The organism is Bacteroidales bacterium (assembly GCA_031275285.1).
Lineage (GTDB): Bacteria > Bacteroidota > Bacteroidia > Bacteroidales > UBA4181 > JAIRLS01.
Genome location: JAISOY010000069.1, coordinates 1 through 23,442, shown reverse-complemented (window position 1 = coordinate 23,442; position 23,442 = coordinate 1). Strand labels below are relative to the sequence as shown.

General features: G+C 43.0%; 21 protein-coding genes. 9 read left to right on the top strand and 12 right to left on the bottom strand.

What is annotated here, in order from left to right:
* Positions 1-389: 389 nt before the first annotated feature.
* Together LBQ60_06945 and LBQ60_06940 are read right to left on the bottom strand one after the other, a co-directional pair.
* On the bottom strand, positions 390-1,562 hold the full coding sequence (locus LBQ60_06945; GenBank protein ID MDR2037643.1) for a hypothetical protein: 1,173 nt from the start codon (positions 1,560-1,562) through the stop codon (positions 390-392).
* A gap of 166 nt (positions 1,563-1,728) precedes the next feature.
* Entirely contained in the window at positions 1,729-1,914 is a 186-nt protein-coding gene (locus LBQ60_06940; protein ID MDR2037642.1) for a hypothetical protein, read from the bottom strand.
* A gap of 97 nt (positions 1,915-2,011) precedes the next feature.
* On the opposite strand from LBQ60_06940, the gene LBQ60_06935 reads away from it, so the two are divergent.
* The 3 genes from LBQ60_06935 to LBQ60_06925 all read left to right on the top strand — a co-directional run bounded on the left by LBQ60_06935 (position 2,012) and on the right by LBQ60_06925 (position 4,206).
* Entirely contained in the window at positions 2,012-2,377 is a 366-nt protein-coding gene (locus tag LBQ60_06935) for a hypothetical protein (protein MDR2037641.1), read from the top strand.
* A gap of 89 nt (positions 2,378-2,466) precedes the next feature.
* Complete coding sequence (locus tag LBQ60_06930; protein MDR2037640.1) at positions 2,467-3,435, top strand: hypothetical protein; 969 nt, start codon at positions 2,467-2,469, stop codon at positions 3,433-3,435.
* 6 nt (positions 3,436-3,441) lie between these two features.
* Entirely contained in the window at positions 3,442-4,206 is a 765-nt protein-coding gene (locus tag LBQ60_06925) for an inositol monophosphatase (protein ID MDR2037639.1), read from the top strand.
* Between the two features lie 394 nt (positions 4,207-4,600).
* Here LBQ60_06925 and LBQ60_06920 read toward each other — a convergent pair whose 3' ends face one another.
* From LBQ60_06920 to LBQ60_06885, 8 genes are all read right to left on the bottom strand, one after another.
* Positions 4,601-4,885 (bottom strand): hypothetical protein, encoded by a 285-nt coding sequence (locus tag LBQ60_06920; GenBank protein MDR2037638.1) that lies wholly within the window; start codon positions 4,883-4,885, stop codon positions 4,601-4,603.
* Between the two features lie 200 nt (positions 4,886-5,085).
* Positions 5,086-6,366, bottom strand: a complete 1,281-nt coding sequence (locus LBQ60_06915) for a hypothetical protein (GenBank protein MDR2037637.1) — start codon at positions 6,364-6,366, stop codon at positions 5,086-5,088.
* A 35-nt stretch (positions 6,367-6,401) separates the two neighbouring features.
* On the bottom strand, positions 6,402-8,318 hold the full coding sequence (locus LBQ60_06910; protein MDR2037636.1) for an outer membrane beta-barrel protein: 1,917 nt from the start codon (positions 8,316-8,318) through the stop codon (positions 6,402-6,404).
* Between the two features lie 101 nt (positions 8,319-8,419).
* Positions 8,420-9,706 (bottom strand): serine/threonine protein kinase, encoded by a 1,287-nt coding sequence (locus tag LBQ60_06905; protein ID MDR2037635.1) that lies wholly within the window; start codon positions 9,704-9,706, stop codon positions 8,420-8,422.
* Positions 9,707-9,741: 35 nt separating this feature from the next.
* The gene (locus tag LBQ60_06900) at positions 9,742-10,701 is read right to left on the bottom strand and encodes a protein phosphatase 2C domain-containing protein (protein MDR2037634.1); all 960 of its coding nucleotides are present in this window, start codon (positions 10,699-10,701) and stop codon (positions 9,742-9,744) included.
* A 6-nt stretch (positions 10,702-10,707) separates the two neighbouring features.
* Entirely contained in the window at positions 10,708-11,268 is a 561-nt protein-coding gene (locus LBQ60_06895; GenBank protein MDR2037633.1) for an FHA domain-containing protein, read from the bottom strand.
* A 165-nt stretch (positions 11,269-11,433) separates the two neighbouring features.
* Complete coding sequence (locus LBQ60_06890) at positions 11,434-12,726, bottom strand: protein kinase (GenBank protein ID MDR2037632.1); 1,293 nt, start codon at positions 12,724-12,726, stop codon at positions 11,434-11,436.
* 113 nt (positions 12,727-12,839) lie between these two features.
* Positions 12,840-13,625 (bottom strand): zinc ribbon domain-containing protein, encoded by a 786-nt coding sequence (locus tag LBQ60_06885; GenBank protein MDR2037631.1) that lies wholly within the window; start codon positions 13,623-13,625, stop codon positions 12,840-12,842.
* Between the two features lie 601 nt (positions 13,626-14,226).
* Between LBQ60_06885 and LBQ60_06880 the strand changes: the two genes are divergently transcribed.
* The 3 genes from LBQ60_06880 (at position 14,227) to LBQ60_06870 (ending at position 16,792) form a co-directional block, all read left to right on the top strand.
* Positions 14,227-14,937, top strand: a complete 711-nt coding sequence (locus LBQ60_06880; protein MDR2037630.1) for a response regulator transcription factor — start codon at positions 14,227-14,229, stop codon at positions 14,935-14,937.
* A 271-nt stretch (positions 14,938-15,208) separates the two neighbouring features.
* On the top strand, positions 15,209-16,426 hold the full coding sequence (locus tag LBQ60_06875; protein MDR2037629.1) for a glycosyltransferase: 1,218 nt from the start codon (positions 15,209-15,211) through the stop codon (positions 16,424-16,426).
* Between the two features lie 165 nt (positions 16,427-16,591).
* On the top strand, positions 16,592-16,792 hold the full coding sequence (locus LBQ60_06870; GenBank protein MDR2037628.1) for a hypothetical protein: 201 nt from the start codon (positions 16,592-16,594) through the stop codon (positions 16,790-16,792).
* Positions 16,793-17,273: 481 nt separating this feature from the next.
* On the opposite strand, the gene LBQ60_06865 is transcribed toward LBQ60_06870, so the two are convergent.
* Complete coding sequence (locus tag LBQ60_06865; protein ID MDR2037627.1) at positions 17,274-17,459, bottom strand: hypothetical protein; 186 nt, start codon at positions 17,457-17,459, stop codon at positions 17,274-17,276.
* 22 nt (positions 17,460-17,481) lie between these two features.
* On the bottom strand, positions 17,482-18,570 hold the full coding sequence (locus tag LBQ60_06860; protein MDR2037626.1) for an alkaline phosphatase: 1,089 nt from the start codon (positions 18,568-18,570) through the stop codon (positions 17,482-17,484).
* A 358-nt stretch (positions 18,571-18,928) separates the two neighbouring features.
* On the opposite strand from LBQ60_06860, the gene LBQ60_06855 reads away from it, so the two are divergent.
* The 3 genes from LBQ60_06855 to LBQ60_06845 all read left to right on the top strand — a co-directional run.
* Positions 18,929-20,008: a histidinol-phosphatase gene (locus LBQ60_06855; GenBank protein MDR2037625.1), complete on the top strand. Its 1,080-nt coding sequence runs from the start codon at positions 18,929-18,931 to the stop codon at positions 20,006-20,008.
* Between the two features lie 144 nt (positions 20,009-20,152).
* Entirely contained in the window at positions 20,153-22,792 is a 2,640-nt protein-coding gene (locus LBQ60_06850; protein MDR2037624.1) for a glycosyltransferase, read from the top strand.
* A gap of 297 nt (positions 22,793-23,089) precedes the next feature.
* The coding region (locus LBQ60_06845) for a glucohydrolase (protein ID MDR2037623.1) at positions 23,090-23,442 on the top strand (353 nt) is incomplete at its 3' end.

The window sequence follows — 23,442 nt, the reverse complement described above, 5'->3', positions numbered from 1 at the left end:
TTTTCTTCGTTACTTTTTGCAGCTTCAAAAAGTAACCAAAAACAGCTCGACGATTTTAACGCGCTCCGCCTACCGGCTTCGCTTGGACGGAAAATCGTCAATATTGCGCCTGCGGCATTTTTTTACGCGCGATACCGGTTCAAGTTCAACAATCAGGTATTAAAACGCGCGGGCGGTAGCCCGTTTATCAAGCGAAGCTTACCTTACTGGCAAAATTCCGTTCAAGCGAAGCTGGTAGGCGGAGCGCGTTTATTTTGCCAAGCCCTTTTCCATTCTTTTTGGGGCGCCAAAAAGAATGGAAAAATAAGCCCGTACAATTTGGCAATTTTCATAACGCCTCAAAAAAAGATTTAGCCAAAAACAAAAAAAGAACAACTGACCGCGATTTTTCATTGTACCTGAAAGCGGATAGATGCTCTGCCTAAATTGACCGGGATATCGGGATGACTGTTCTGACCGGTACTGCCCGATATAATATATGTATATGCAATGGTGCCGGTTGCACCTGTATTGTTCAACTCAACCGATAGATTCCCGTTTCTTCCGAGACTTATATCCGCTTTGTTATCCTTTACGGCGAATGTGCCGGCGTAAGTGGTTGTCATGCTTGTGCCCGTTTGCTGTATCTGCATATTTTCATAGCGCGCGGTTACTTTTAGTCCGGAAATGGCAATTACCAGATTCCGAATTTCTTTTTTATCCGGCGACAATGAAAAACTGACTTCAAAATTCTGAATTTCTGAAAAATTCGCTTTTCCTTTATATGTTGACGTCCCCGGAAGCGCCTTAGTGTTTTTATCCGGTATTATTTTTGATTTTTCTGCTTTCGGGTTTTGCGCTATCGTTGGTTTTGCGTCTACTGTTCCAGCTGCGGCCGGGATTTCCTCATTTTTCGGCGAACGCTCAAAACAGACCAGCATTACAATAATTGCCGCAATTGTAATGACAGTCGTCCTGTTCACTTTTCTTTTCTTTTTGTGTTTCCCGACAGCCTCCTTAAAATGAACTTCAGGGCGGACGTTTTCAACATTACCCATCCTTTTGTCCATCCGTGGCACTTCAGGGGTTTGCCTTTTCACAAATCTCCCTGCTTTGACATGCACTTCGGCATATCCTCCATCTTCCAGGTCTGCCACAAAATCGCCCTGAAACGGATTGTCGTTATTATCGAACACCATCACGATGTTGTGGGAATCTGAGGTAGATAATTCAAGGCTTTTCCCGTTCTTCAGTTTCCCGGCGAAGCAATTGTTCAGATAAACCTTATACGGCACAATAGCTCCAACGAAACTCGAATCGCGCACTACTTTTATAGTGGCTGGTATAGCAAGCGGATCATTTTTAACGGGAATAACTTCCGCTGCATCCTTCAGCATTTTACGATAGGCTTTCATGCGTGAGAAGTAACTAACGAGGGCGGTAATGTCCCACAAGATGAACATGGCAAACATGTACCACAGTTTCTCAATAACATCAAGCGAAGTTACCAGCAGTACGAAAGTAATAATGAATCCGATGATGACCCACGCAAGGGTCGGTTTTTTAATTTGGGGCGCATTCATTTCTTTTTCTTTTTATACCCTTGCGGGCCGGTTCGTATCTTTTTATGCAAAAATACGGGGCGTGAACACGCGAAACAATCACCCGAAAGAGTGTAAAAGTTTCAACAGGTATAATTCGCAGATTTTCTTTTTTGTTTAAAACAAAAAAGAAAATCTTTGTGCGCAGTTAGTTTGTACCACAGGCAAATAATCCTGCACAAAGCAACATCCATGAAGAAAAGGATGCGGACAAACAGGGAAAGACAATTTCCCACAAGAGATGAATAATATTCCATGTGGGAAAGCAAATTTCCCGTAAGGGATAGGCAATATCCCCGAAAGATATGGGGTGAAACCGGTATGCATGCGGCATGTTTGCAAACGATATAAGGAACAACCTATTTGCCGGAGGAAGGCAGGCGATTCTCAAGAGATGATTCTCCGTAAATATTCATTAAAAACAAGAAGCTATGCCAAGAAAAACATTTGCCGAACTGCTCAACAGTGCGCAGGTAATATTAGCGGGTCTGGAAGGAAACGCTATGCTTACCCAGCGGCGCGACATCGATACGGAGTTGCTGTCGCAACCGCTCTTTTCGACCACCAGGGCCAACAACAAGCAGGAAAAGTTGAAAGCCGACCTGAAGTCGAAAACCGCCGAGCTGAAAGAGCTGCAAGAAAGCCTCAACAAGGAATTGGCGACCAACAAAAAAATCGTGAAGTCGGACATTCCCCCAGCGCAGTGGAAAGAGTACGGTTGTGAAAACCTTGCGTTGAGCGGCAATGCAATGCCGCTCAACGCAGGCTTGCTTGACTTGCCGGATTTCAACCATTAATATGCTTAAGTAAACGACATTGAATGATTATTTAGGAACCTGAATGATTTTGTAATTCAAAATGGAATGATTATACTTGCGCTTTCTGTATGAACAAAAAGCAAGCTGATTTTGAACTCTTTTTACCCATACCGCACACCCACGTAAGCCTTGAAAACAGAGGTTTTGGCATGTCTATTCAGAGTAAGACAATGGAGATAGAGTCTGAAAAGATAAATAATGTAATTACAAATATTAATTTCAAAAAGATGAGAAACGAAAGTAAATATTCTAAAGCAAAGGAAAACAGCATGGTATTGGCGTTTTCAATCTCCATAGTAATAAAAATTTTTCTATCTGATATTCATGTTGTCCCGCAGTATAAAATTTTATTTGAAGTGATAGCAACAGCTATATTAGTGCTTCTTACATGGAAAGTAACAAGTAAGGTAATACTTTGTTTTGAGGTTTGGCGCTGGAGAAAAAAAAACTCGAATTTTGATATTGGCGGAAAATGGTACGTTTTGCATTATTACAACAAGGAAAATGAAAGTTCTACTGAAAAGATAATAGAGGAAATAAAGAAAATAGAGGGAATAGAGGGAGTAGAGAATATAGAGGAAATAAAGAAAATTAAGAGAATAGAGAAAATTCATAATGATTATATCAGAATAGGTATTGTCAATATTCACCAGAAAATGGATGTAGTATTTTTGGATCAAGGTCAAAATTATATACCTATTGTAGGTCAAGATATTGATGATGTTGATTTAGATAAATTAACGGATGAAATAGGCAAACGTTTCATGCGTGGCTCTGCTTGGCATAGCACGAATGAATACAGGCTTTTAGATAAAAACTGTGAGCTTTCCGGACTATTTAATGTTGAGCATCCTAGAGAACGACAAGAGGCTGATGGTGTTCATCTTTTAACCGTTCTTGATCAAAAAACGATAGGAGGACGATATTATAATGCGATCAGTAACGCCGAGGAAAAACCAATTGTGGGCGAGATATGGTTATATAAAGATAAAGATAAAGCAAAAGGTGAACTTCTTAAACGATTTAAAAATAAATAATGTAATATGAGTACTTTTGAAAAAGTAATTGAACTTGTTCACGAAACAAAGAAGATCATACTCAATCCCGAGTTACGTTCCGAAATATATCAAAAAGGTGCATCGGACTTTGTGACTGCGGTCGATACTACTGTAAGTTCTTTTATGCAAACTGAACTTGAAAAATTGTTTCCTGAGATAGGATTTATGAGCGAAGAAGGCAACAATCAGCACTTTAAAGGAAACCGTTGGATATTAGATCCTATCGACGGTACAACAAATTTAATATTTGATTATCAACTAAGTTCAGTATCACTCGGATTGTTGTATAATGGTGAAATCGTTTTTGGGATTGTGTATAATCCTTTTACCGATGAAACTTTTTATGCTGAAAAAGGTAAAGGAGCATATCTTAACAACAAACGTCTTACTGTTTCAGAAAGAGATATATCGGATAGTTTGATTGAGTTCGGAGCAGGTTCTACCCGAAAAAATGAAGCCGATTTAACATTTCAAATTGCAAAAGAAATATTTATGGATTGCATAGACATTCGGCGTATTTGTTCCTCGGCGCTTGCAATTTCATATATTGCTGCAAAAAGAATAGACGGCTATTTTCAAAAAGTGTTAAAACCTTGGGACTATGCCGCAGCTTTATTAATTTTGGAGGAAGCAGGTGGATCTATTTCTGATTGGAAGGGAGCCAAAATGCAGTTTGAAAAACCCTCGTCCATTATTGCCAGCAACAAAAGAATTCACAATTATTTATTATCAAAGATGCCTCAATTATAAGCAATAGGATTCTTCAATAGTGTCGTGTCACTCTTCAAATGACGGATACCGGAAAACATTCGCCCCAGTGAGGGGTATGTTATTTCTTAATTAAATTAACCTGCCCTTTTCAGGGCGCTAAAAGGATTTGTCATATCTTTCCCAAGGCGCCGCTTCGATTTGCCGTTGGGCTGAAGTAACCAGGCCTTTCAGGCCGATATGCGACTGAGGTTGAACGGAAATTGTATTGTCGTCTTGGAATATAGCCGGATTTACCTTCGATGAACTCGCTTAAGGATCGGTTGTAATCCGGTAACAATCCGTCATTTAATCCTTGACACAACAGTAGGGCCTCGCCTGCAAAACCTCAGATGCAAGTCTAGCATTAATATGCCTAAGCAAGGGCATTGAATTATTATTTAGGAACCTGAATGATTTTTAGTTCAATATTACAGGTATTGTGTTTGTTTACCGTTTCAACAAATGTATTAGTTAAATAATCGCTTGAAGAATAATTTTTTGTTAACTCATCCACACAATCATCCACACTTTTTTCTTTATGGCAATCACATAACTCAATGGCAGCAATCTTGCCCATTTCCTCCAGTCTGCCTTTCTCCTCTTGAATCTTTGTTTCATCGTCACTACAAGACATTAACAAACCACACAACAAGACAGTACTGATAATAATATTTTTCATGATTTCAATTGTTTAATTTATTCATTTATAACTCAAAACTATTTACAAAAATACGGGATGTAAGCACATAAAACTATCACCCGAAAGAGTGTAAAAAGTTTCGACCCTGAATAATGAATACAGAACGCGGACGATTCAGTTTAACGTGAAAAAAACATGCCGTTATCTGATTCATCCGCGTTCTCTGCGCTCAAAATCATTTATCGTACTGAATGTACTGATTCTGCCGGTTGTAATTTGGAACTGTCTATTACCCTTAGTCCATTTAATGTGGTCTTTTGTGTTTTCTTTTTATTCGTTGTTTTTCTATCGGCATAGGATTTAGATATCATCCGTAACAAATCCGTGCTTTCCGAATTATCGGATTGGATTGCAGATCTACCGGAAGACGATATAGAAGTCAGCTTAAGTTTGATGTCCGGATATACATCGGATATCCAAACACTTCCGCTACCGCCACCGCCCGGTATAGCTGTTGCTAATATACCATAATAAAGAGTGAGGTTATTAACGGTAGTACCATCAATCGTTGCAGATACTTTATTGTTGAAATCCAATGTCTCGGTGTTCTTGTCATATTGAATCTCTTTCGGATTTTCCACTTCAAATATATAATTTTTATTGTTATACCTAACTCCATATGCAAAACGAGCTTCAAAGGTACCGGTAACCCCATTGATGGGGCCTTCCCAAAGAACAGTGTAGTCATCCAAAAGGAGTTTACCATCTTTTATATCGACATATATAGTCCATTTTTCATCACCAAAAAAATTAGTTATTCTAATAAAATTTTCGTCTTCGTCTTCGTAGGGAATAACTTCGCCGTTCCATGTACTAGGTCCACTACTATAAAAGGTAGGTGTGCCCGTTGAAGCCTTATACGTACTTCTTACAATTGATTCCGATAAATAATCAAAACTGATGGCGCCGGTATATTTAATGCGGATATTATTTACCGCATCGCCGGTATCGGCATCCTTACCGGTGAAGTCAGTTTCAATGGTATACGTATTGCCCGACAGCGACACCGTAAAACTTCCTCCCGTAATATACGTAAGCTTATTCGTGGTTAAATTGTACTGATAGGTACCTATGATGTCTCCATCATAAATCTCGCCCGGATAAAATGTTTTTATCCCGCCGTTTGACGAAGGATGATAAGTTCCCACATCAAGTTTGAAATTGGCAGGATTGCTCGGCAATGTACAGAACCCCGAGATAAAGATACCTATATTAGGGTTGGACGAATTGTACAGATCCATTATAAACACTGCATTGCCGTCATCGTCAGCACCAAAATAACCGTCCACTTTATTGTATGTGATAAGAGGTTGTTCCGGCGTTTTTTCAACTTCCAGATCGTCATTACAGGAAGTTATCATGACAGTAAACACCCCCAATATGAAATACATCATATTTTTTGATATGTTGTTTTTGATCGACATCAACCGATTTGTTGTGCTATTGAATACCGTTTTCATCTTCTTCTGTTTATAATGTTATAATAATTGGTTGATTAAAACTTCCATCCTGCCGAAATGGAGATCACTCTGTTCCTCCACAGTAAATTGCCGGCCATGTCGGATAATCCGTGCTGGTAACGTGCACCTAAAATCAGTCCGAAGTTGAAATCATACCCGATCCCGGCGGCTATACCGATGTCTTTTCCTCCTTTCAAATCCGAAAGTTTAATATTCATCCCATCAATCGCCTTCGAATCCGGATTAACAGATATCAGGAAAGCGCCCCACGGACCGACTTCAAGGTTTAATCCCTGATAGACATAAAACTTGAACATCAGCGGGATGGTGATATAATCGAAATTGATCGCCTCGCCATCCATTTTAAAGCCCTGACGCGAATACAGCACTTCGGGTTGCAGGCTGAAAAAGCCCGGTTTATCACCCTTATGGCCGAAATTCAGGTTGAACAGGATACCTGCATGAAAATCGGGTCTCATATCCGCCCAGGTTTCATCACTGACATTTACCAGATTCAAACCGGCCTTTATACCCACACTTGCTTTTAATCCAGAGGAAGAGGCAGACGGTTTAGGTTTAGGTTGCGGTTGCACTTGCGATTCCGGCGCCATTACCTCAAAAGAAGTGGTGTATATCGATTTGCCTGAACACCATATCTCAAACTGATAAATTCCGGCTTTCTCAAAGCTTGTTCCGGTAGCGGAACCCCATTCCGGGATATCGAATTCATATACTTGCTGGATGTTTCCATTGATGGTCATTTCCTTGTCCCAGCTATTGCCGGTTATAGGAGCGATAAGGTTTCCGGCAGGATCCAGTATTCTGAAATTCAACCGGAACACTTTGCTGTCCTCTGTCAAATTCGTAAGGGTGATCCGCGGAAGAAGAAATGTCATGTTGTTGTACAAACTTTCACCATGTCCTTTAGATGTGCCATCAGCAAGCTTGCCTGCGAACCGGACTCTTGTTATTTTAATACCTTCGCATGGAGGCAGGGGTTTTGCCAAAACCTCAAAAGCGGTTGAATACATGTTTACTCCGGAACTCCATATTTCGAATGTGTATTTTCCTGTAACGGCAAAAGCTGTTCCATTAATTACACCCCATTCCGATAGCTCCAGAACATCATTTTGCTGAAGGTTGGCGCGCAGGTTTATCTCTTCTGAGTACGTATATTCCGGACCTGACAGAAGTTTTCCGTTGGGATCCAGTATCTTGTATTCCAATTTTATTTTTTTGCTCTCTTTTGTTAGATAATTGCAGGTAATTTGCGGACGCAGGAAAGTCATATTATTGTATAGCTTTTCACCGAAATTTCCTGATGTGCCATCGGCATACCTACCTGCAAATTGAAGTCCCGTAATCTTTACACTTGCAGAAGGAGAAATTTCGACCTGGGTTTTCCCTGCCTGTTCAATAGTTATCTCATACGTGAGCGCGTTGGCAATGATGGTGAGTTTTTCACTTCGACCGGTTGATGCGGTATTTTTGCTACAGGTAACGGTCAATTGATTATTACTTTTCCGTGTAGTACACCATGCCGGAGTATTGCCAACCCTCCATGTATTTACGTTGGTATTTACGGTGATCAACAGGTTACCGCCATTTTCGGTAAATCGGAGCGACCGCGGCGAAGCATTCAGATACGTTGTTTCGTTGATCTTTCCGCCACCATCCGTAATGCCTTTGATAGATTTGTCTTCCCACGTATCCAACTCATGATTCGCAGGCAAATCCCTGCAACTGCGGGTTAACCGGAATCTTCTGAGTGCTTCCCAATATTGAGGTACAGCATCAACGCCTTTGCCACTTTTTTCTAACCTTTGGGCTGCATTGAATATTTCCTTTCCTTCATTCAATCCTATCTGATAACAGCTTTGTTGTGCATTAAGCCCTATCGTTGACAGGGAAAGAAGAAAAATAGATACGATTGCAAATTTTAAACGTTTCATCTGTTTATTTTTTATTGTTTGAGGTCAGATGCAATGTCCATACATCATTATTACAATGGATGTACTTTTGTATATGGACATTTCATGATGCAATATTAATGTTAATTATTTTTATTGTTGAAAAATTTTGAGTATTGTTCATACAGGGCTTTGGCTTCTTTATGGTCAGGATCCAACACCAGGGCGTCATTCAGAACCACCAGAGCCATCTCGGAACGGGCGGCAAAGGCCTTTTTTGCATTTTCAATGGATATATCGATGACATGGTCCATTTCCTCCTTCAATTGTTTGATACGATAATCCATATTGGGCAACCGCAGGGAATTGTTTTCAATAAGCGCCTGTGCTTCCTGATATTTAACAAGGGTTTCCCTCCACGTCTTCAAATCATTTTCATTGAAACCTGCATCTCCCTGTTCAATGAGGCTGATACACTCATCTAATTTCGGATTCGGTTGGTCGCCCATGCGGCTTCCTGTTATAAACCCTGCACATAATCCCAATATCAGCATTGCAACCAGGGCTAATACCCATTTTACGGGAAATTTCCTGACCGGAGTGTCCGGGAGTGTATCCATCGGGATTTCAAAATATTGCTTCGCTTCTTCTGCAATGGCTTTTGCCGTCGGCCTGTCCCACGGCTTTGGTTTCAGGCAATTGAGTATGAGCTGCTTTAATTTTGGCGACCATCCCTTTGGCAGAACCAATTCCGCACCGCCTTTCTGCGCGAGGCCTCCATTTTCACCAAAAGGCGGCTTGCCGGTCATCAGTTCAAATAGAGAAGCGCCCAATGCCCATACATCACTGGCTTTAACAGGTTGATAATCCGTATTGAAACGTTCCGGCGCCATATACGTCATCGTTCCTGCTTTTGAACCTGCAGTCTGCAGCGTGTTCCGCACTTTTGCACTGATGCCGAAATCGGTAATCACAAAGGAACTGGCGCTGTCCATCAATACATTGTCGGGCTTGATATCCTGATGGATAACAGGCGGATTCTGCCCGTGAAGATAGGAAAGTCCGGAAGCGACATCAAGCAAAAATGTCCATGCCATGTGCTCGTCGATCTTTCCGGATATTTTACTGCTCGATCCGTGTTCGCAAAAAGGCATGATCAGATAGGGCATCCGCTCAAACACATCGTAGTGCGTGGGACGGAGCAGGTTAGGATGGTTCAGGTTGAAAACCATCTTAAATTCTTTGCTGAATTGTGTCACGCCATCTTCGTTCAATCCTCTTCCGGGAGCATAAACTTTTAATGCTACATTCAATCCTGCCTGCATATCCTCTGCCAGCCATACTTCCGAGTATCCTCCGTGACCCAACAAACGAATCAGCCGGTAACGATCATGTTCGCCAAACATGGCGTTTTCTTGTAATTGCATCATGGTGTGTCCTGTATGTTTAATCTATTCATTATTTTTCACAAAAATCTTTCTATGGCAATTTTTGCAACAAACCCGACGATAATTCCCATTACCAGGCCTAAAATAAACGGCCATATCCGTTTTTTCATGGTTTTTTGAGGCGCCGTGCTTTGTTCAGGCCGGGAATTACCCTCTTCGATTCCCGACATGATCCGGCACAGTCCTATGGTTACATTGTCATGCCACCCTGCATTGCGGGCAGCGTTCCACAAGGCATCACGGCATGAAGCCATATTTTCGGCGTTTTCGGACATCACGGTCTGAATAACCCTGTCGCGTAATACGCCGCTGAGGCCATCGCTACAAAGCAGGATGATATCTCCGTCGTGCAGCGGATGTTCCACCATATCCGGCTTTGCTGTTTGATGGGTATCACCCAGGCATCTGGTGACGATGTTACTGTTGGGATGGTCAAAAGCCAACTCTTCGGTCAATTGTCCCGAGTCTACCAACGTTTGAACATACGAATGGTCGTGCGAAAGGCGTTTCAATCCAACAGCAGGATTGAAAAGGTAGGCGCGACTATCTCCACACCAACCGATGAATACGGATTTGCCGATGATCCATGCAAGCACAATCGTACTGCCCATCCCTTCCTTTTCCTTGTCTTTTTCACCTTCTTCCTTGATATGTATATCGGCGGCAATGATGGCGTTTTCGATATATTTGATGATGCTCTCGGAAGTAGCGGTCACCTCGGCGGTCAGCCGTTCCGGCGAAAACCATTCCTTAACGGTTTCCACAGCTATTTGTGATGCAACTTCGCCTGCATTCATACCGCCCATCCCGTCGCACACAATCAGCAAGGCTCCTTTTTCGCCCAGAGACACTTCTTCATTGGTCTTAAAACTCCATTGATTACCGGCCAAATCGTCGGTCAACTGAAAATTGTCCTCGTTGTTGGGTCGACCGGCTGCCTCGCAACGGGCTGCCATGGTAAATTTGATAGAATCCATATTTTTTTATTGAATAAAGATAAAATATCCTCCGACTAATATAAGTATTAATAATATGATACACATCAATATGACAAGCTCCCTTTTATATGGAAGAAAAACCTGTTTCCCAAACAGGTAAAGCCTGCGGAATATATTGATGTTGCTTGTCATAGCGTTTTTTCCATGAGGAAAGATAACAATAAGTTTTGGCCCATTAACAGCGAATTGGATTTCGTCGCCGTGTTGCAAAAACCACTCCGCCTGAACCTGTTTCCCATTCAGCAGGGTAGGATTGGTTTTCGACAGCGGTATCAGTTTCAACCGGTTGTTTTCCCTTATGATGGCTGCATGCCGGCGGCTGACCGTTTCAAACACCTCATCAAAACGCACCTGGCATTTGGCATCACGCCCGATCTCCACCTGATCGATGATGATTTCCTGCTGTTCGCCTGCATGATGATACTTGGAACCGATCCGGTGTTCGATGATATAATAGGTTTTCTCCGAACTGCCGAAAATGGATTTCACTCCCGATCCCACTGATCCGGAAAATGAACGCTTATATTCTTGTGTTTCCCTACTCATCTACTGATTAACTTTAAGAAAAAACCATTTTCCATTCTCAATTTTCAATTCTCCATTATTCACTATGTCCATGAGACCACTGTCGCTAAGTCCTCCATTCTCAACCGAGCTTGTGATCTCAACAAAGTTAATTCTCCATTTTCCATTCTCAATTCTCCATTATTTTCAATACCCTTCCACCCTTAATTTGACATCCCCGATGGAGATGATATCTCCCGGACTGATCATCATTCCTTCAAAACCAACTTCCGATGAATTAATAAATGTCCCGTTCTTGGAATGTTTCCAGTTATTTTCACCGGCATTTTTTCCATTCCATTGTCCGTCCCTGATATACCATTGCTTAGCAAGATCCATTTCCAGGGTACAATGCTTTCGCGAAATGTAACAACTTTGGTTTTCGACAATATTTATCGTGTTTTGAATGTCGGCATCTTGTCGCCCCATGGTAATAACCCGACAATTTCCCCGTAATATGGTATTGAGCCGATATATCTTTTTATGCTCTTCGCCCTGCATGACCCGCAACAGAATTCCGTTTTTTGCGATCATCTGTACCGGGGGGGCGTACGGCCTGTATTTTACATCCGTAGCGCCGCGAGACATCGCTTTCAGCACATCATCGGCTGACTGAAAACGTTTCTTGTAATTTGGCTTCAAACAACCCTCTATTATAGGAACAAAAAATGCTCCTGCACTTGATCCGGCCAATATTTTCCTGTCCCATATCCCATCCCGTCCATTCTTCTGATAGTTGATCAGATCGTACTTGCTTTCCAGTTTTCCAAAAGGAAAATTTCCGGTGAGTAATTGGTACATCATCACACCGAAAGAAAAAATGTCGGTAGTAGGAAGTACAGTGGCATCTTTTGCAGGGTTTACCTGTTCGGGTGGCATATAAGGATAGGTTCCCAGTATTTGCTGAGGTATTCCCTGTATATTCCGTTCGGTCATCCGTTTATTCCTGTCGCCTGCTATTCCAAAATCTGTAAGCACGGCCGATCCATCATCGTTGATCAATACATTTGCCGGTTTCAGGTCGCGATGAACCTTACCGCAACGGTGTAAATCCCTTAATCCGAATAGTATTTCCTTTCCGGTTTTTTCCCAGTTCGGTTTTGTGCTGGTCATCCATTGTTTCAAATCGCCATTGGTGCAATAATCCATCACAAGATAAGGGTTGCCGGCGACCAATCCGTGATCGACCGATCGAATCAGGTAATGACTGTCAATCAATCCTGTTTCGTATTCCATATTGAAACGTGCCACCAATTGTTGCCTGAGATCATATTGAATTTCCCACAGTTTCAACAATTTCAATGCGTACACTTGTCCGGATTGATCCTTTACCTTGAAAACCTTTCCAAAAGCGCCTTCACCAAGCGTTTTTTCAATCCGGTATTTATCATCAATGATATCGTCCGCATGAAAATCACATCTTTGAACATGGTTATTCATTAGCATCGGAAATTAAGCACTCAGTGCTATTTATTGTTTTCTTAATGCACATTGATCAAATGAATTACGGTCAGAAAATACGACATTAATTGTTTTATATTACTTAATAGAGTTTATTCAGACGGATTTTTTGAATCACAGTTGAATTCAAACAGCCGGTTACCCAGCACGATCACATCACCCTGTTTTAACTCTATCTTTTCCCCGGCATAGATATAAGTCGTCCTTAACGCGCTTTTATCCTGTATATACCATTTGTCGTTTTCAAAACTCAGTTCGGCCTGTACTTTTGATGTAATGGTCTGGTTAGACGGCTCCGTATTTCCCCTGCTCAATTGAATCAGATTACCTGAAAAACATATTGTAGAAACATTCTGGGGCTCTGCATCTCTCGGAACAAAGGTCAACGAGCATTCCGGAGTTTGAACCTGATCCGCAACTATCCAGGGCATCACCGTTTCATCGGACTTTTTATGTTCATTTGCTAACGGAACACCGCAATTGGGACAAAAATGAGCTGTTTCGGGAACGGATGATTTACAGTAAACACATGCTTTTTCAGCCAATTCGGGATTATCCTGACCTTGAACCGGAGCAACCGGGACCGGAGGCTGTACTTCGCAAGACTTTGCCGGCTCTTTTTCCACAGGAACGTCCTGTTTCTCATAGCTAAATTCATGCCCGCACTGAGGACAATTTTTATCCATCATTCGGATCGGATAACCACATTCCGGACAACCCTTTGCTGTTTTCCTTGGATCAAATTTGTCGGAAGAGCTTTTTTCCACCGATGGTTGATCGTTGTTTACCTCATTCATAATATCGCTGAACGGAGCATTACATTTCTCGCACTTGGCGTTATTTACGGGATTCTCCCATCCACAATTTTTACATCTCATATTGATATTATGTTTTATATTTTTTTCGTAAAAGTACGAGTATAATTCATAGCTAATATCACCCAAAAGAGTAAAAATGAAAAAATGTCGACGCAAATAAATCAATTAAGACACTTTAATGCAGCATAATATGTGGGTACATATACAAATGTAACGAAAATAATCGGACCCGATAATATTATTTTGGATTAAGCTATCTGTTTTCCTCTTGCAAAACAGATAGAATTACAGCATTACCTGACTGTATATTATCAATCTGTGTTTCAGGAAATATCTAATTCATCACCGGTCATATTTAATTTCTGTTCATCCTTCGCGTGACATCCTGAATTCCCTTTTTCTGTTCCCATTGTGAGGCTTTTTAATTTTATGTACTCACGATCCGTGTTTACTATTATATCCGGATTTTCGTTGATGGTCATGCTGCTTTTCACATTCCGTTCCCCCGCTCATATCAATATTTAAGTAAACTCCTGACAAACAAAAATAAATAGTTGATCAACACACTTTACATAAACTTAACATTTATTTGATGATTATGAAACACTTATAATAATCTTTCGCTCTTTCTTTGCAAGTAGAAAAATTGTAGAAACAGACAATGGAAAACAAATATAAATTATTGTTGGTTGACGACGATCCCGATATACTTGAGTTTTTGAGTTACAGCCTCCGCAAGGAAGGTTACGAGGTATTTACCGCCTCCGATGGTAATACCGGTATCAGCATTGCCTTGAAAGAGTTGCCGCATTTGGTATTGCTTGATGTGATGATGCCGGGTAAGGATGGTGTCGAAACCTGCGAAGAAATCCGTTCTCATCGCGAACTGGACGCTACCATCATCGCCTTCCTGACCGCCCGTGCTGAGGATTATTCGCAAATAGCGGGATTTGAAGCCGGAGCCGACGATTATATCCCCAAACCCATCAGGCCTAAAGTATTACAGGCACGGATCAAAGCGTTACTCAAGCGCAACAGGATAGTAGCGGAGAAATCTGAAGCCGATACAGGCGATACCAGCCGTTACGTCGATATTGTCATTGATACCGAATCGTATGTGGTTATCAGGAACGGGGAACACATTACGCTACCCAGAAAAGAATTCGAATTGCTCTCGCTACTGATGTCCAAACCCGAAAAGGTATTTGACCGCGAGGAAATCTATCATACGGTCTGGGGCGGCAACAGTGTAGTGGGCGACCGCACCATTGATGTACACATCCGCAAGCTGCGCGAAAAAATAGGTGACAACCGCATCAGGACACTGAAAGGAATTGGGTACAAATATGTCTCCGTGTCATCATACCGGTAACGACCCATTTTTATCATCATTTCATCTGTTTATAATTTAATTTTTTAAGGTCAGATGAACCCCGAAACCCAAAGGGTTCACCGAAGGTAACGGCTCAGCGGAGCTAAATACGCCATAGATACTCATTACGGTGGGTGAACAGTAATGTCCATGGCTATTTCATATTTAACACAAATATAAACTTCCGGTAACGATCAAGTAACTTTCATTCAATACATTTGCTATCAAAATTAGGTTGTTATCAAAAGTATATTTGAAAATGAAAAAGTATATTATCGGCCAGTTCAATGAATGTTTTCCGCCTGTCATGGATGGAGTATCGCTCACCGTACGTAACTATGCCTTCTGGCTCAACCGTATGATGGGCGATACCTACATGGTTACGCCCAATTACCCGGGATACGTGGATACAGAGGAATTCCCGGTGTTACGTTATGCTTCATTGCCTGTGCCGGGGCGTGCGCCCTATCGTGTCGGTTTTCCCTGGCTCGATGCAGGCTTGAACCGACAACTCCGTAACATCCCATTCGATCTGTTTCATTGTCATTCACCATTCTCTGCAGGTCGTTATGCATTGCAAATAGCACGCCGCCGGGGTATTCCCGTGGTAGCCACCTTTCATTCGAAATACCGCGAAGATTTTACAAGAGCGGTGAGTAATCCCGCATTGGTAAAGATGATGCTCCGCCGTGTAGTGGACTTCTATTCGTCGGCGGACGAAGTATGGATACCGCAACCTGCTGTGGAAGAAACACTCCGCGAATACGGCTACAAGGGTAATGTAACGGTAATGGACAACGGGACGGATTTTGCAGAAGCAAGTCCCTGGATCACACGCCCGCTATCCCGCAAGATATTGGGACTTAGTGAACACGAACCGGTCTTCCTGTTTGTCGGACAAATGATTTTTGAAAAAAATATCTCCCTGATCATAGAAGCATTGGGGGTATTGCGCGATATGGATTTTACGGCTTATTTCATAGGACAGGGTTATGCGTCCGACCAACTGAAAAAGTTGGCCGGACGGCTGGGCATCAGTGAGAAAGTCCATTTCACAGGGACGATCCACGACAGGCATTGGCTGATGCGTTATTATGCAGCGGCCGACCTGTTCCTGTTCCCCTCGCTGTACGACAATGCTCCGCTTGTAGTCCGCGAAGCTGCTGCTATGAAAGTACCCTCTTTACTGGTAGAGGGCTCCACGGCGGCCGAAATAGTGTGCGATGGCATCAATGGCTTCCTGACACAGAACAACAAAGAAGCGATGGCTGCCAAAATACGCCAAGTGATGACTGATTGGCGCGTACGGAAGGCGGTCGGGCAGATAGCCGCCAAAACAATAGCACTACCGTGGGAAAAAATCATCGGTACGGTTCAACAGCGTTATATCGGTATCATGCAACGGAAAATGCGTGAATTGGAACGCAAACAACATCGTATTCCCTGGCCGGAAAAAATTTGGCCGGGACCGGCACTGGAATTGAATTAATGAAAAGAAAGATATTCCGAGCTTAAAGATGAATTAAAAGGTTTTATTTAACCACAAAAAAAACACTTATATTTATATGAAATAGCTATGGACATTACTGTTCACCCACCGTAATGAGTATCTATGGCGTATTCCATCTGACCTTAAAAATTAAATTATACACAGATGAAAAATCCATCACCGAAAATTGAATGTCCCGAATGTGGATGCAAGGAAATACACATGGAATATGACAGTTATGTACACAATCTGATATCGAGGGCGTCCGGCCTTGCCGAAGAAGGCATTCCTGCCAAACCGATATGGTATCAATGTATGGGTTGCGGGGTAATATTCGATCCCATAAAGGAAGCATCTGCCATATAAGAAACTTCATGCATTATCTTAATATTTGCTTAGCTCTAACTCACGTTAAGATAGTAAACCGCCGTCATTGCAGAACTACGACAGTTTATATTAGGCAAAGGGAATAGATTTAGTTCTATATTGTCCAAGTAAGTACAAGTCAATAATTAAATTGTATTATTTTATCCTTCTTTGGCTTGACCCAAAGAAGCAAAGGTCAAGACTTGCTTCCTCAGCGACCAGCCGCTGCACGCTATGGGTCGCCAAAAGAACTCGCCTGTCGGCTCAAACAGCTTTTGGCTTATCCCTTCGCTTAGCAGGGCTGATGCCTGCTTCCGGAAGCGAGGTCGGTCCTGTGGATGCATTGTTTGGTGAAAATATTATCCGATGTTTAGCTTTTTAGGTCTAATATTTCAAATAGTATAAACTAATTCTTGCGATGTACTTAGTGTATATTATATTTTGTGGTAAATAGAAAGCGCAGACCGGTCGCGTATACGAATCAATCCAATATTCTTATCCAGTCGGAGAAACTGCTATCACTCTTTTCCCGGATTATCCGGGAAAGCTCATCCGGCTCGAGGCCCAGCTTCCCGGCATAGAAAGTGATATTACGCTCTTTTCTGAAATACTCCTTGATTAAGTCCAGAAATTTTGTAAACACCTGCACTTCAAGCTGCTTATTCATATAACCCAAAGATGTGCAACCATTATTTTTTGATCCCGAGCAGATTTAATATTTTCGGAAGAAATGCGGTATTGTCATATATACCCGTAAACATTTCCGCATCCGGACCGAATGCATACACCGGTACAGGAACTCCTGTGTGGCCTTTGGTAGAGAATGCCATGGCCGGTTCGCAGGTTTGCAGGTTTCCACCGGGAATAGTCAAGCCGCCGGTTTCGTGGTCGGCAGTAACGATTACCAGCGTATGGCCGTCTTGTGCAGCAAAATCGAAAGCGGTATGCACGGCGCGGTCGAAATCAAGCATCTCATTCATAAGATGGGTTTGATCGTTGGCATGCCCCGCCCAGTCGATCTGTGAACCTTCCACCATCAAGAAAAAGCCTTTCCCGTTACGGTTCAGGATGTTGATGGCTGCTGTTATCGCTTCGGGAAGCATTTCGCCGCGTGCCGGATATGGTTCTAAAGCCACGTCAGCCAGCAAAGCGAGCAGGTTACCCTCATGCACGGATTTTACCTCGTCCATGGTGTAAGCTACACGGAAACCTTTAGATCTCATCGTTTCAGTAAGGTTCTTGCTATCAGTACGGTTCTCAAAATACTTGCGGCCCCCGCCAATGCAGACATTGACAGGGGATTGTGTATAATCCGCCGCAATATTTTCGTTTTCGTTACGGTTATTGACGTGTGCCACAAAAGCGGCAGGTGTGGCGTGGGTCAACTCGCAGGTTACCACCACGCCGGTAGACAGGTCGTTGCCGGCGGCATATTCAAGCATCGATACCAGGCGACTACTGTCCGGACGTTGTCCCAACATGCCGTTATTGGTCTTTTCGCCACAGGCAATAGCAGTACCTGCTGCGGCCGAATCAGTGGTATAATCGTTGGCCGAGTATGTCTTGGCAAGCCCTACATACTGGCAACGTTCCACAGCCTTGTTGCCCTTGCAGACGGCGTATTGATGGGCAAGCCCCATACCATCTCCAATCATCAGGATTACATTGCGTACCCGGACTGTTTCCGGCGCCGGGGTTGCCAGCTTTTGGGCAGATGGATGACACCCGGTAAAGAAACATATTACCGGCAGGATCAGAAGGAATTTGAATATTTTCATCGTTTTATAGTTTTTTTACAATACAAAAGTAGTACAGCTGTTTGATCTCATTTTTACGGGAAAATTAAGTTATTGTTAATTCTAACTCTCACAGCACATCGAAAATCATCCTATTACTTCTCCGCGACGACGAAATAGTATTTCCTTCCTGTATAGTCAGGTTGAAATCGGATAAAATGAACCGAGATATCCTTGTCGTTGGTCAACACGTCGTCGCCATTTCTATCTTCAATTAAATAAAGTTTTGTTTAAATCATGCCGTACGAATTAGCAAAACGTTAATAATCTGTTAATATGCGATTAACAACCCATGAGTAGTTTTGTACAAAAATATTCATATCCGTTAAATCATCCATACATGAAAAAGTTCATATCATTATTCCTGCCGGTTTTCGTGGCACTGCCGTTGTTTGCACAGGTACGTGGCCACATCGACATTCCCGACCTGAAAGGTTACACGACACTGAAATGCGATTTCCATATCCATACGGTTTTCTCCGATGGGCTGGTGTGGCCTACTGTACGCATCGACGAGGCTCACCGCGAAGGACTGGATGTCATTTCACTTACCGAACATATCGAATACCGCCCGCATAAAGAAGATATTATTGCCACACACAACCGCTCGCACGATGTTGCCAATGCCACGGCCAAAGCCAGGGGTATCATCCTTATCAAAGGCAGCGAAATTACCCGCCAGATGCCTCCGGGACATCATAATGCCATTTTCCTTACCAATTCCGACGAACTGGAAAAACCGGATTATATGGATGCTTTCCGCGCTGCCAAAGCCCAGAATGCGTTTATCTTCTGGAACCATCCCGGCTGGGACGCGCAACAGTCCGACACTACCCTGTGGATGGACGAACACACCAGGTTACTGCAACAGGGTATGATGCACGGTATCGAAGTGGTCAATGGCGGTCAGTACTACCCCGAAGCACATCGCTGGTGCCTGGAGAAGAAACTGACCATGCTGGGTAATTCGGATATCCACCATCCGATACAGGCCAATGTTGACTTTGCTGCCGGGAAACACCGTGTCATGACGCTTGTGTTTGCCCGAAACACAACACCCGCAGCCATCCGCGAAGCGTTGAACGAAAGACGCACGGCGGTATACAACGATGAATACATCATTGGTGAAGAAAAGTACCTGAAGGAACTTTTTGAAAATGCAGTGGAATGGAGCTTGGAAAAGACCGACAAAACGGTCCGCATTACAGTAAAAAACAAATCGGAACTGACCTTCCGACTGAAAAAGACCCACCACGATGCCCGGTTGGTCTATTTCCGCGAATATACCATCGTACCACACGGCGTGCATACGTTTACCGTAAAATTACAGGACGGTGTAAAAAGCGGCGATGTGAATTTCAGCGTAGAGAACTTTTTGGTGCAACCCAATACGGGGATGATGTATACAGTAAAGATATAGTGCTGTTCTTTGTCTAATTCCACGACGAGAGTACGTTTGCCCTGGCAGACGTACTCTTTTATTTTCTTAACAATCACTTAAAGTATCATTAATATTCAGGTAATATTCTTATCATAATTTTGATCCGGATAAAAATATGTATTAATGAATAGCAACACCCTTCAGTCAGAATTGAAATCCGGCCTCGACCGCTTTCTTTCTGAACAATTTGAAAAATTTCCCCGTGAAGATCTTTTAAAAATCGACCTTCATTGCCATGATCGCAACAGCGACGAGCCCGATGAACTGATCGGCCGCATCCTGAACGTGCCCGAAACATGGATACCGACTAAAAGAGTAGTGGAAGAGTTAGAAAAAAACGGTTGCGAAGTGCTCACTATCACCAACCATAACAATGCCCGTTCGTGCTATGCTTTACAGGAGAAAGGTGTGGATGTGCTTACCGCTGCCGAATTCAGTTGCTGGGTTCCCGATTACAATATCGGCATTCATGTACTCACGTACGGGTTTACCCCTGAACAGGAAAAGCGGCTGAATAAACTCCGCAAGAACATCTATACTTTCCAGGAATACGCCTGCGCCAACAATATCCCTACAATATGGGCGCATCCACTCTACCATTACTCTACGGACAAGATGCCGCCCATGGAGTTTTTCGACAAGATGTTACTGATTTTCGAACGGTTCGAGATGCTCAACGGTCAGCGCGATACCTGGCAGAACATGCTGGTAAAGGAATGGATAGAGAGCGTTACACCCGAAAAAATCGCACGGTTGTCCGTGCAATTCAATATCAACCCCGAACAATATTGTTATCAACCATACAAAAAATCGTTTTCCGGCGGTTCGGACAGCCACATGGGCTTTTTTGCAGGATTGACGGGAACATATCTGCATATCCCGAACCTTCAGGAACGGCTGAAAACCGAAAGCAAATCGCAACTAGCACTCGAAGCGATACGTCGGGGTGATATGATACCCTACGGCTCGCATCAGAACTCGGAAAAACTGACCATTGCTTTCTTAGATTACGTGTGCCAGATTGCCCTGAACTATAAGGACCCCGGCCTGTTACGGATATTGCTGCACAAGGGCGAAACCAGCGATAAGGCTGTTTCGCTGCTTGCATCCAACGCCTTCGCCGAAATACAGCGCCACAAGGTAACAATGTCATTCGTCAAAATCTTTCACAACTGTTTACTTGGTAAATCGCCTTCGTTCCTGAAAAAGTTCATCGTATCATCGTCCTATAAGCCGGTGTTCGAGGATGTAGTAAAGATGGCCAAGGAATATCAAAGTGGGAAGGGTTTTATTGACGAAGAATACTACCGGTCGATATACTCGATCAACAGCCACCTAAACGAGTTATTGTTTTCGCGTTTGGTAAAGAAAATTTCCAAAGCCAACTGGAGCAAGAATCTGGATGCGCAGAATCTGGAAAAGCTCATTGCACAGTTCGAGCTCCCCAGCAACATACGTGCATATACCGAAAAACGCAAGAAAAAAGACAATGGTATCGATCTGGAGGATTTTCTCGACGGACTATCATTTCCTTTTCTTGCCTCGTTATTGTTGCTTTCAGCACATTTTACCAGTGCACGGGTTTTATTCAATACCCGCCCGTTCCTGAAAGATTTTTCGGCACGACTTGGCAGGTACCGGCATCCCGAACGCGCCCTCTGGCTCACGGATACCTTCGAGGATAAAAATGGAGTATCGACGGTTTTGCAGGCCATGCACCGGGAGATAAAAGCACGTAACCTACCCATCGATCTGTTGGTGTGTAGTGATACATTGGAAAGCGACGACCATCTGATTGTCTTAAAACCAGTGTGTAAATTCCATATACCGTTATATCCCGACCAGCCCGTGCGGATCCCCAACTTCGTGGAACTTCACAACCTGTTCCACGAGCGGGAATACGATCGTGTGATATGTTCTACCGAAGGTATTATGGGCGCTATGGGGCTTTACCTGAAACATGCCTATTCAGTATCGGTCAGTTTTTTTATCCATACGGACTGGGTAATGTTCAGTCGCAAAGTGTTGAATTTCGACAAGCACAACCAGAACCGCATCCGCCGCTTCCTGCGTATGTATTACGGCGCCTTCGACCGTGTGTTCGTACTCAACAACGACCAACGCAAATGGCTTACCGGCCGCGATATGAATTTTGCTGAAAACAAGGTCTGCCTTACGGCACATTGGGTTGATGCTATTTTCAAACCGGTAAAGGCATTAAAAAAGGAAGTGCTGGGAATCGACGGTGACCGCTACGTGATGCTTTATGTTGGCAGGGTGAGCAAGGAGAAAGGTGTACTGGAATTACCGCGCATATACAAGGAAGTAAAAAAGACTCATCCGGATATTGCCTTGCTGGTAGTTGGACAGGGCCCTGTATACGACCAACTGAAAAAGGAGTTACCCGAAGGGTACTATTTCGACTGGGTATCCCGTGAACGCCTGCCTAAAATCTATTCGGCTGCCGACATCCTCGTATTCCCCTCAAAATTCGATACCTTCTCGTGTACGGTTCTCGAAAGCCTCAGTTGTGGCCTGCCTGTGATCGCCTATAACACTAAAGGACCCAAGGATATCATCGACGATAGTGTATGTGGCTTCCTGGTAAATACCGAAGAGCAAATGACGGAAAAAATAATCGCCTATCTGGGCAACCCCGAGCAACAGCAAAAATTCAGGAAAAATGCGGTAAAACGTGCTGAAAAATATAATCCGGATAGCATTATAAACCAATTTGTAACGGATATAGGATTAAAAATATGAGAAAGGAGAGCCAACTTAACGAAGTTTTCAAAAATCTGTTAAAGCTTATATCTTTCAAACAACAAATAGCTTTAAGATTTTTAAACAAAGCGCAGTTGAGAGCAAGGCAGCCTGTTACAAACCGATGACAGCGAATATTTATTTCTGTGAGCAAATTCCCGTATTGAAATACGATGACATGTATCATTTTTCCGTCTTGTTAATCAGGCATGAATGAGAAAAATTTCCTTATTTTGGTTGATCTTAATTATTCATTTTGGCACCGTCTATGCAACAGATTGCCCGTATAACAGAAATATGACCGATCCCGTTGACAACCACTGGTGGAAACGCGCCGTATTTTACCACATCTATCCAAAAAGTTTTCAGGATTCCAATGGCGATGGCATCGGAGATATACGTGGTATCATCAATCGACTGGATTATCTTACCACATTGGGCATTGACGCCGTATGGCTTTCGCCTGTATATCGTTCGCCAATGGCTGACGGCGGCTACGATATTTCGGATTATTGCGATATTGATCCAGTTTTCGGCACATTGGACGATTTCAGGGAATTGCTGGCAAAGGCACACGACAAGGGTATCAGGGTGATAATGGACCTGGTGATGAACCATACTTCCGACCGGCATCCGTGGTTTGTGGAGTC

What these genes read in the sequence shown, in the direction of transcription:
- LBQ60_06870 (MDR2037628.1), top strand. Translation starts at nt 16,592, where the DNA reads ATGAAAAATCCATCACCGAAAATTGAATGTCCCGAATGTGGATGCAAG.
- LBQ60_06880 (MDR2037630.1), top strand. Translation starts at nt 14,227, where the DNA reads ATGGAAAACAAATATAAATTATTGTTGGTTGACGACGATCCCGATATA.
- LBQ60_06860 (MDR2037626.1), bottom strand. Translation starts at nt 18,570, where the DNA reads ATGAAAATATTCAAATTCCTTCTGATCCTGCCGGTAATATGTTTCTTT.
- LBQ60_06915 (MDR2037637.1), bottom strand. Translation starts at nt 6,366, where the DNA reads ATGAAAACGGTATTCAATAGCACAACAAATCGGTTGATGTCGATCAAA.
- LBQ60_06850 (MDR2037624.1), top strand. Translation starts at nt 20,153, where the DNA reads ATGAATAGCAACACCCTTCAGTCAGAATTGAAATCCGGCCTCGACCGC.
- LBQ60_06865 (MDR2037627.1), bottom strand. Translation starts at nt 17,459, where the DNA reads ATGAATAAGCAGCTTGAAGTGCAGGTGTTTACAAAATTTCTGGACTTA.
- LBQ60_06930 (MDR2037640.1), top strand. Translation starts at nt 2,467, where the DNA reads ATGAACAAAAAGCAAGCTGATTTTGAACTCTTTTTACCCATACCGCAC.
- LBQ60_06910 (MDR2037636.1), bottom strand. Translation starts at nt 8,318, where the DNA reads ATGAAACGTTTAAAATTTGCAATCGTATCTATTTTTCTTCTTTCCCTG.
- LBQ60_06920 (MDR2037638.1), bottom strand. Translation starts at nt 4,885, where the DNA reads ATGAAAAATATTATTATCAGTACTGTCTTGTTGTGTGGTTTGTTAATG.
- LBQ60_06940 (MDR2037642.1), bottom strand. Translation starts at nt 1,914, where the DNA reads ATGCCGCATGCATACCGGTTTCACCCCATATCTTTCGGGGATATTGCC.
- LBQ60_06945 (MDR2037643.1), bottom strand. Translation starts at nt 1,562, where the DNA reads ATGAATGCGCCCCAAATTAAAAAACCGACCCTTGCGTGGGTCATCATC.
- LBQ60_06890 (MDR2037632.1), bottom strand. Translation starts at nt 12,726, where the DNA reads ATGAATAACCATGTTCAAAGATGTGATTTTCATGCGGACGATATCATT.
- LBQ60_06905 (MDR2037635.1), bottom strand. Translation starts at nt 9,706, where the DNA reads ATGATGCAATTACAAGAAAACGCCATGTTTGGCGAACATGATCGTTAC.
- LBQ60_06855 (MDR2037625.1), top strand. Translation starts at nt 18,929, where the DNA reads ATGAAAAAGTTCATATCATTATTCCTGCCGGTTTTCGTGGCACTGCCG.
- LBQ60_06895 (MDR2037633.1), bottom strand. Translation starts at nt 11,268, where the DNA reads ATGAGTAGGGAAACACAAGAATATAAGCGTTCATTTTCCGGATCAGTG.
- LBQ60_06885 (MDR2037631.1), bottom strand. Translation starts at nt 13,625, where the DNA reads ATGAGATGTAAAAATTGTGGATGGGAGAATCCCGTAAATAACGCCAAG.
- LBQ60_06935 (MDR2037641.1), top strand. Translation starts at nt 2,012, where the DNA reads ATGCCAAGAAAAACATTTGCCGAACTGCTCAACAGTGCGCAGGTAATA.
- LBQ60_06925 (MDR2037639.1), top strand. Translation starts at nt 3,442, where the DNA reads ATGAGTACTTTTGAAAAAGTAATTGAACTTGTTCACGAAACAAAGAAG.
- LBQ60_06900 (MDR2037634.1), bottom strand. Translation starts at nt 10,701, where the DNA reads ATGGATTCTATCAAATTTACCATGGCAGCCCGTTGCGAGGCAGCCGGT.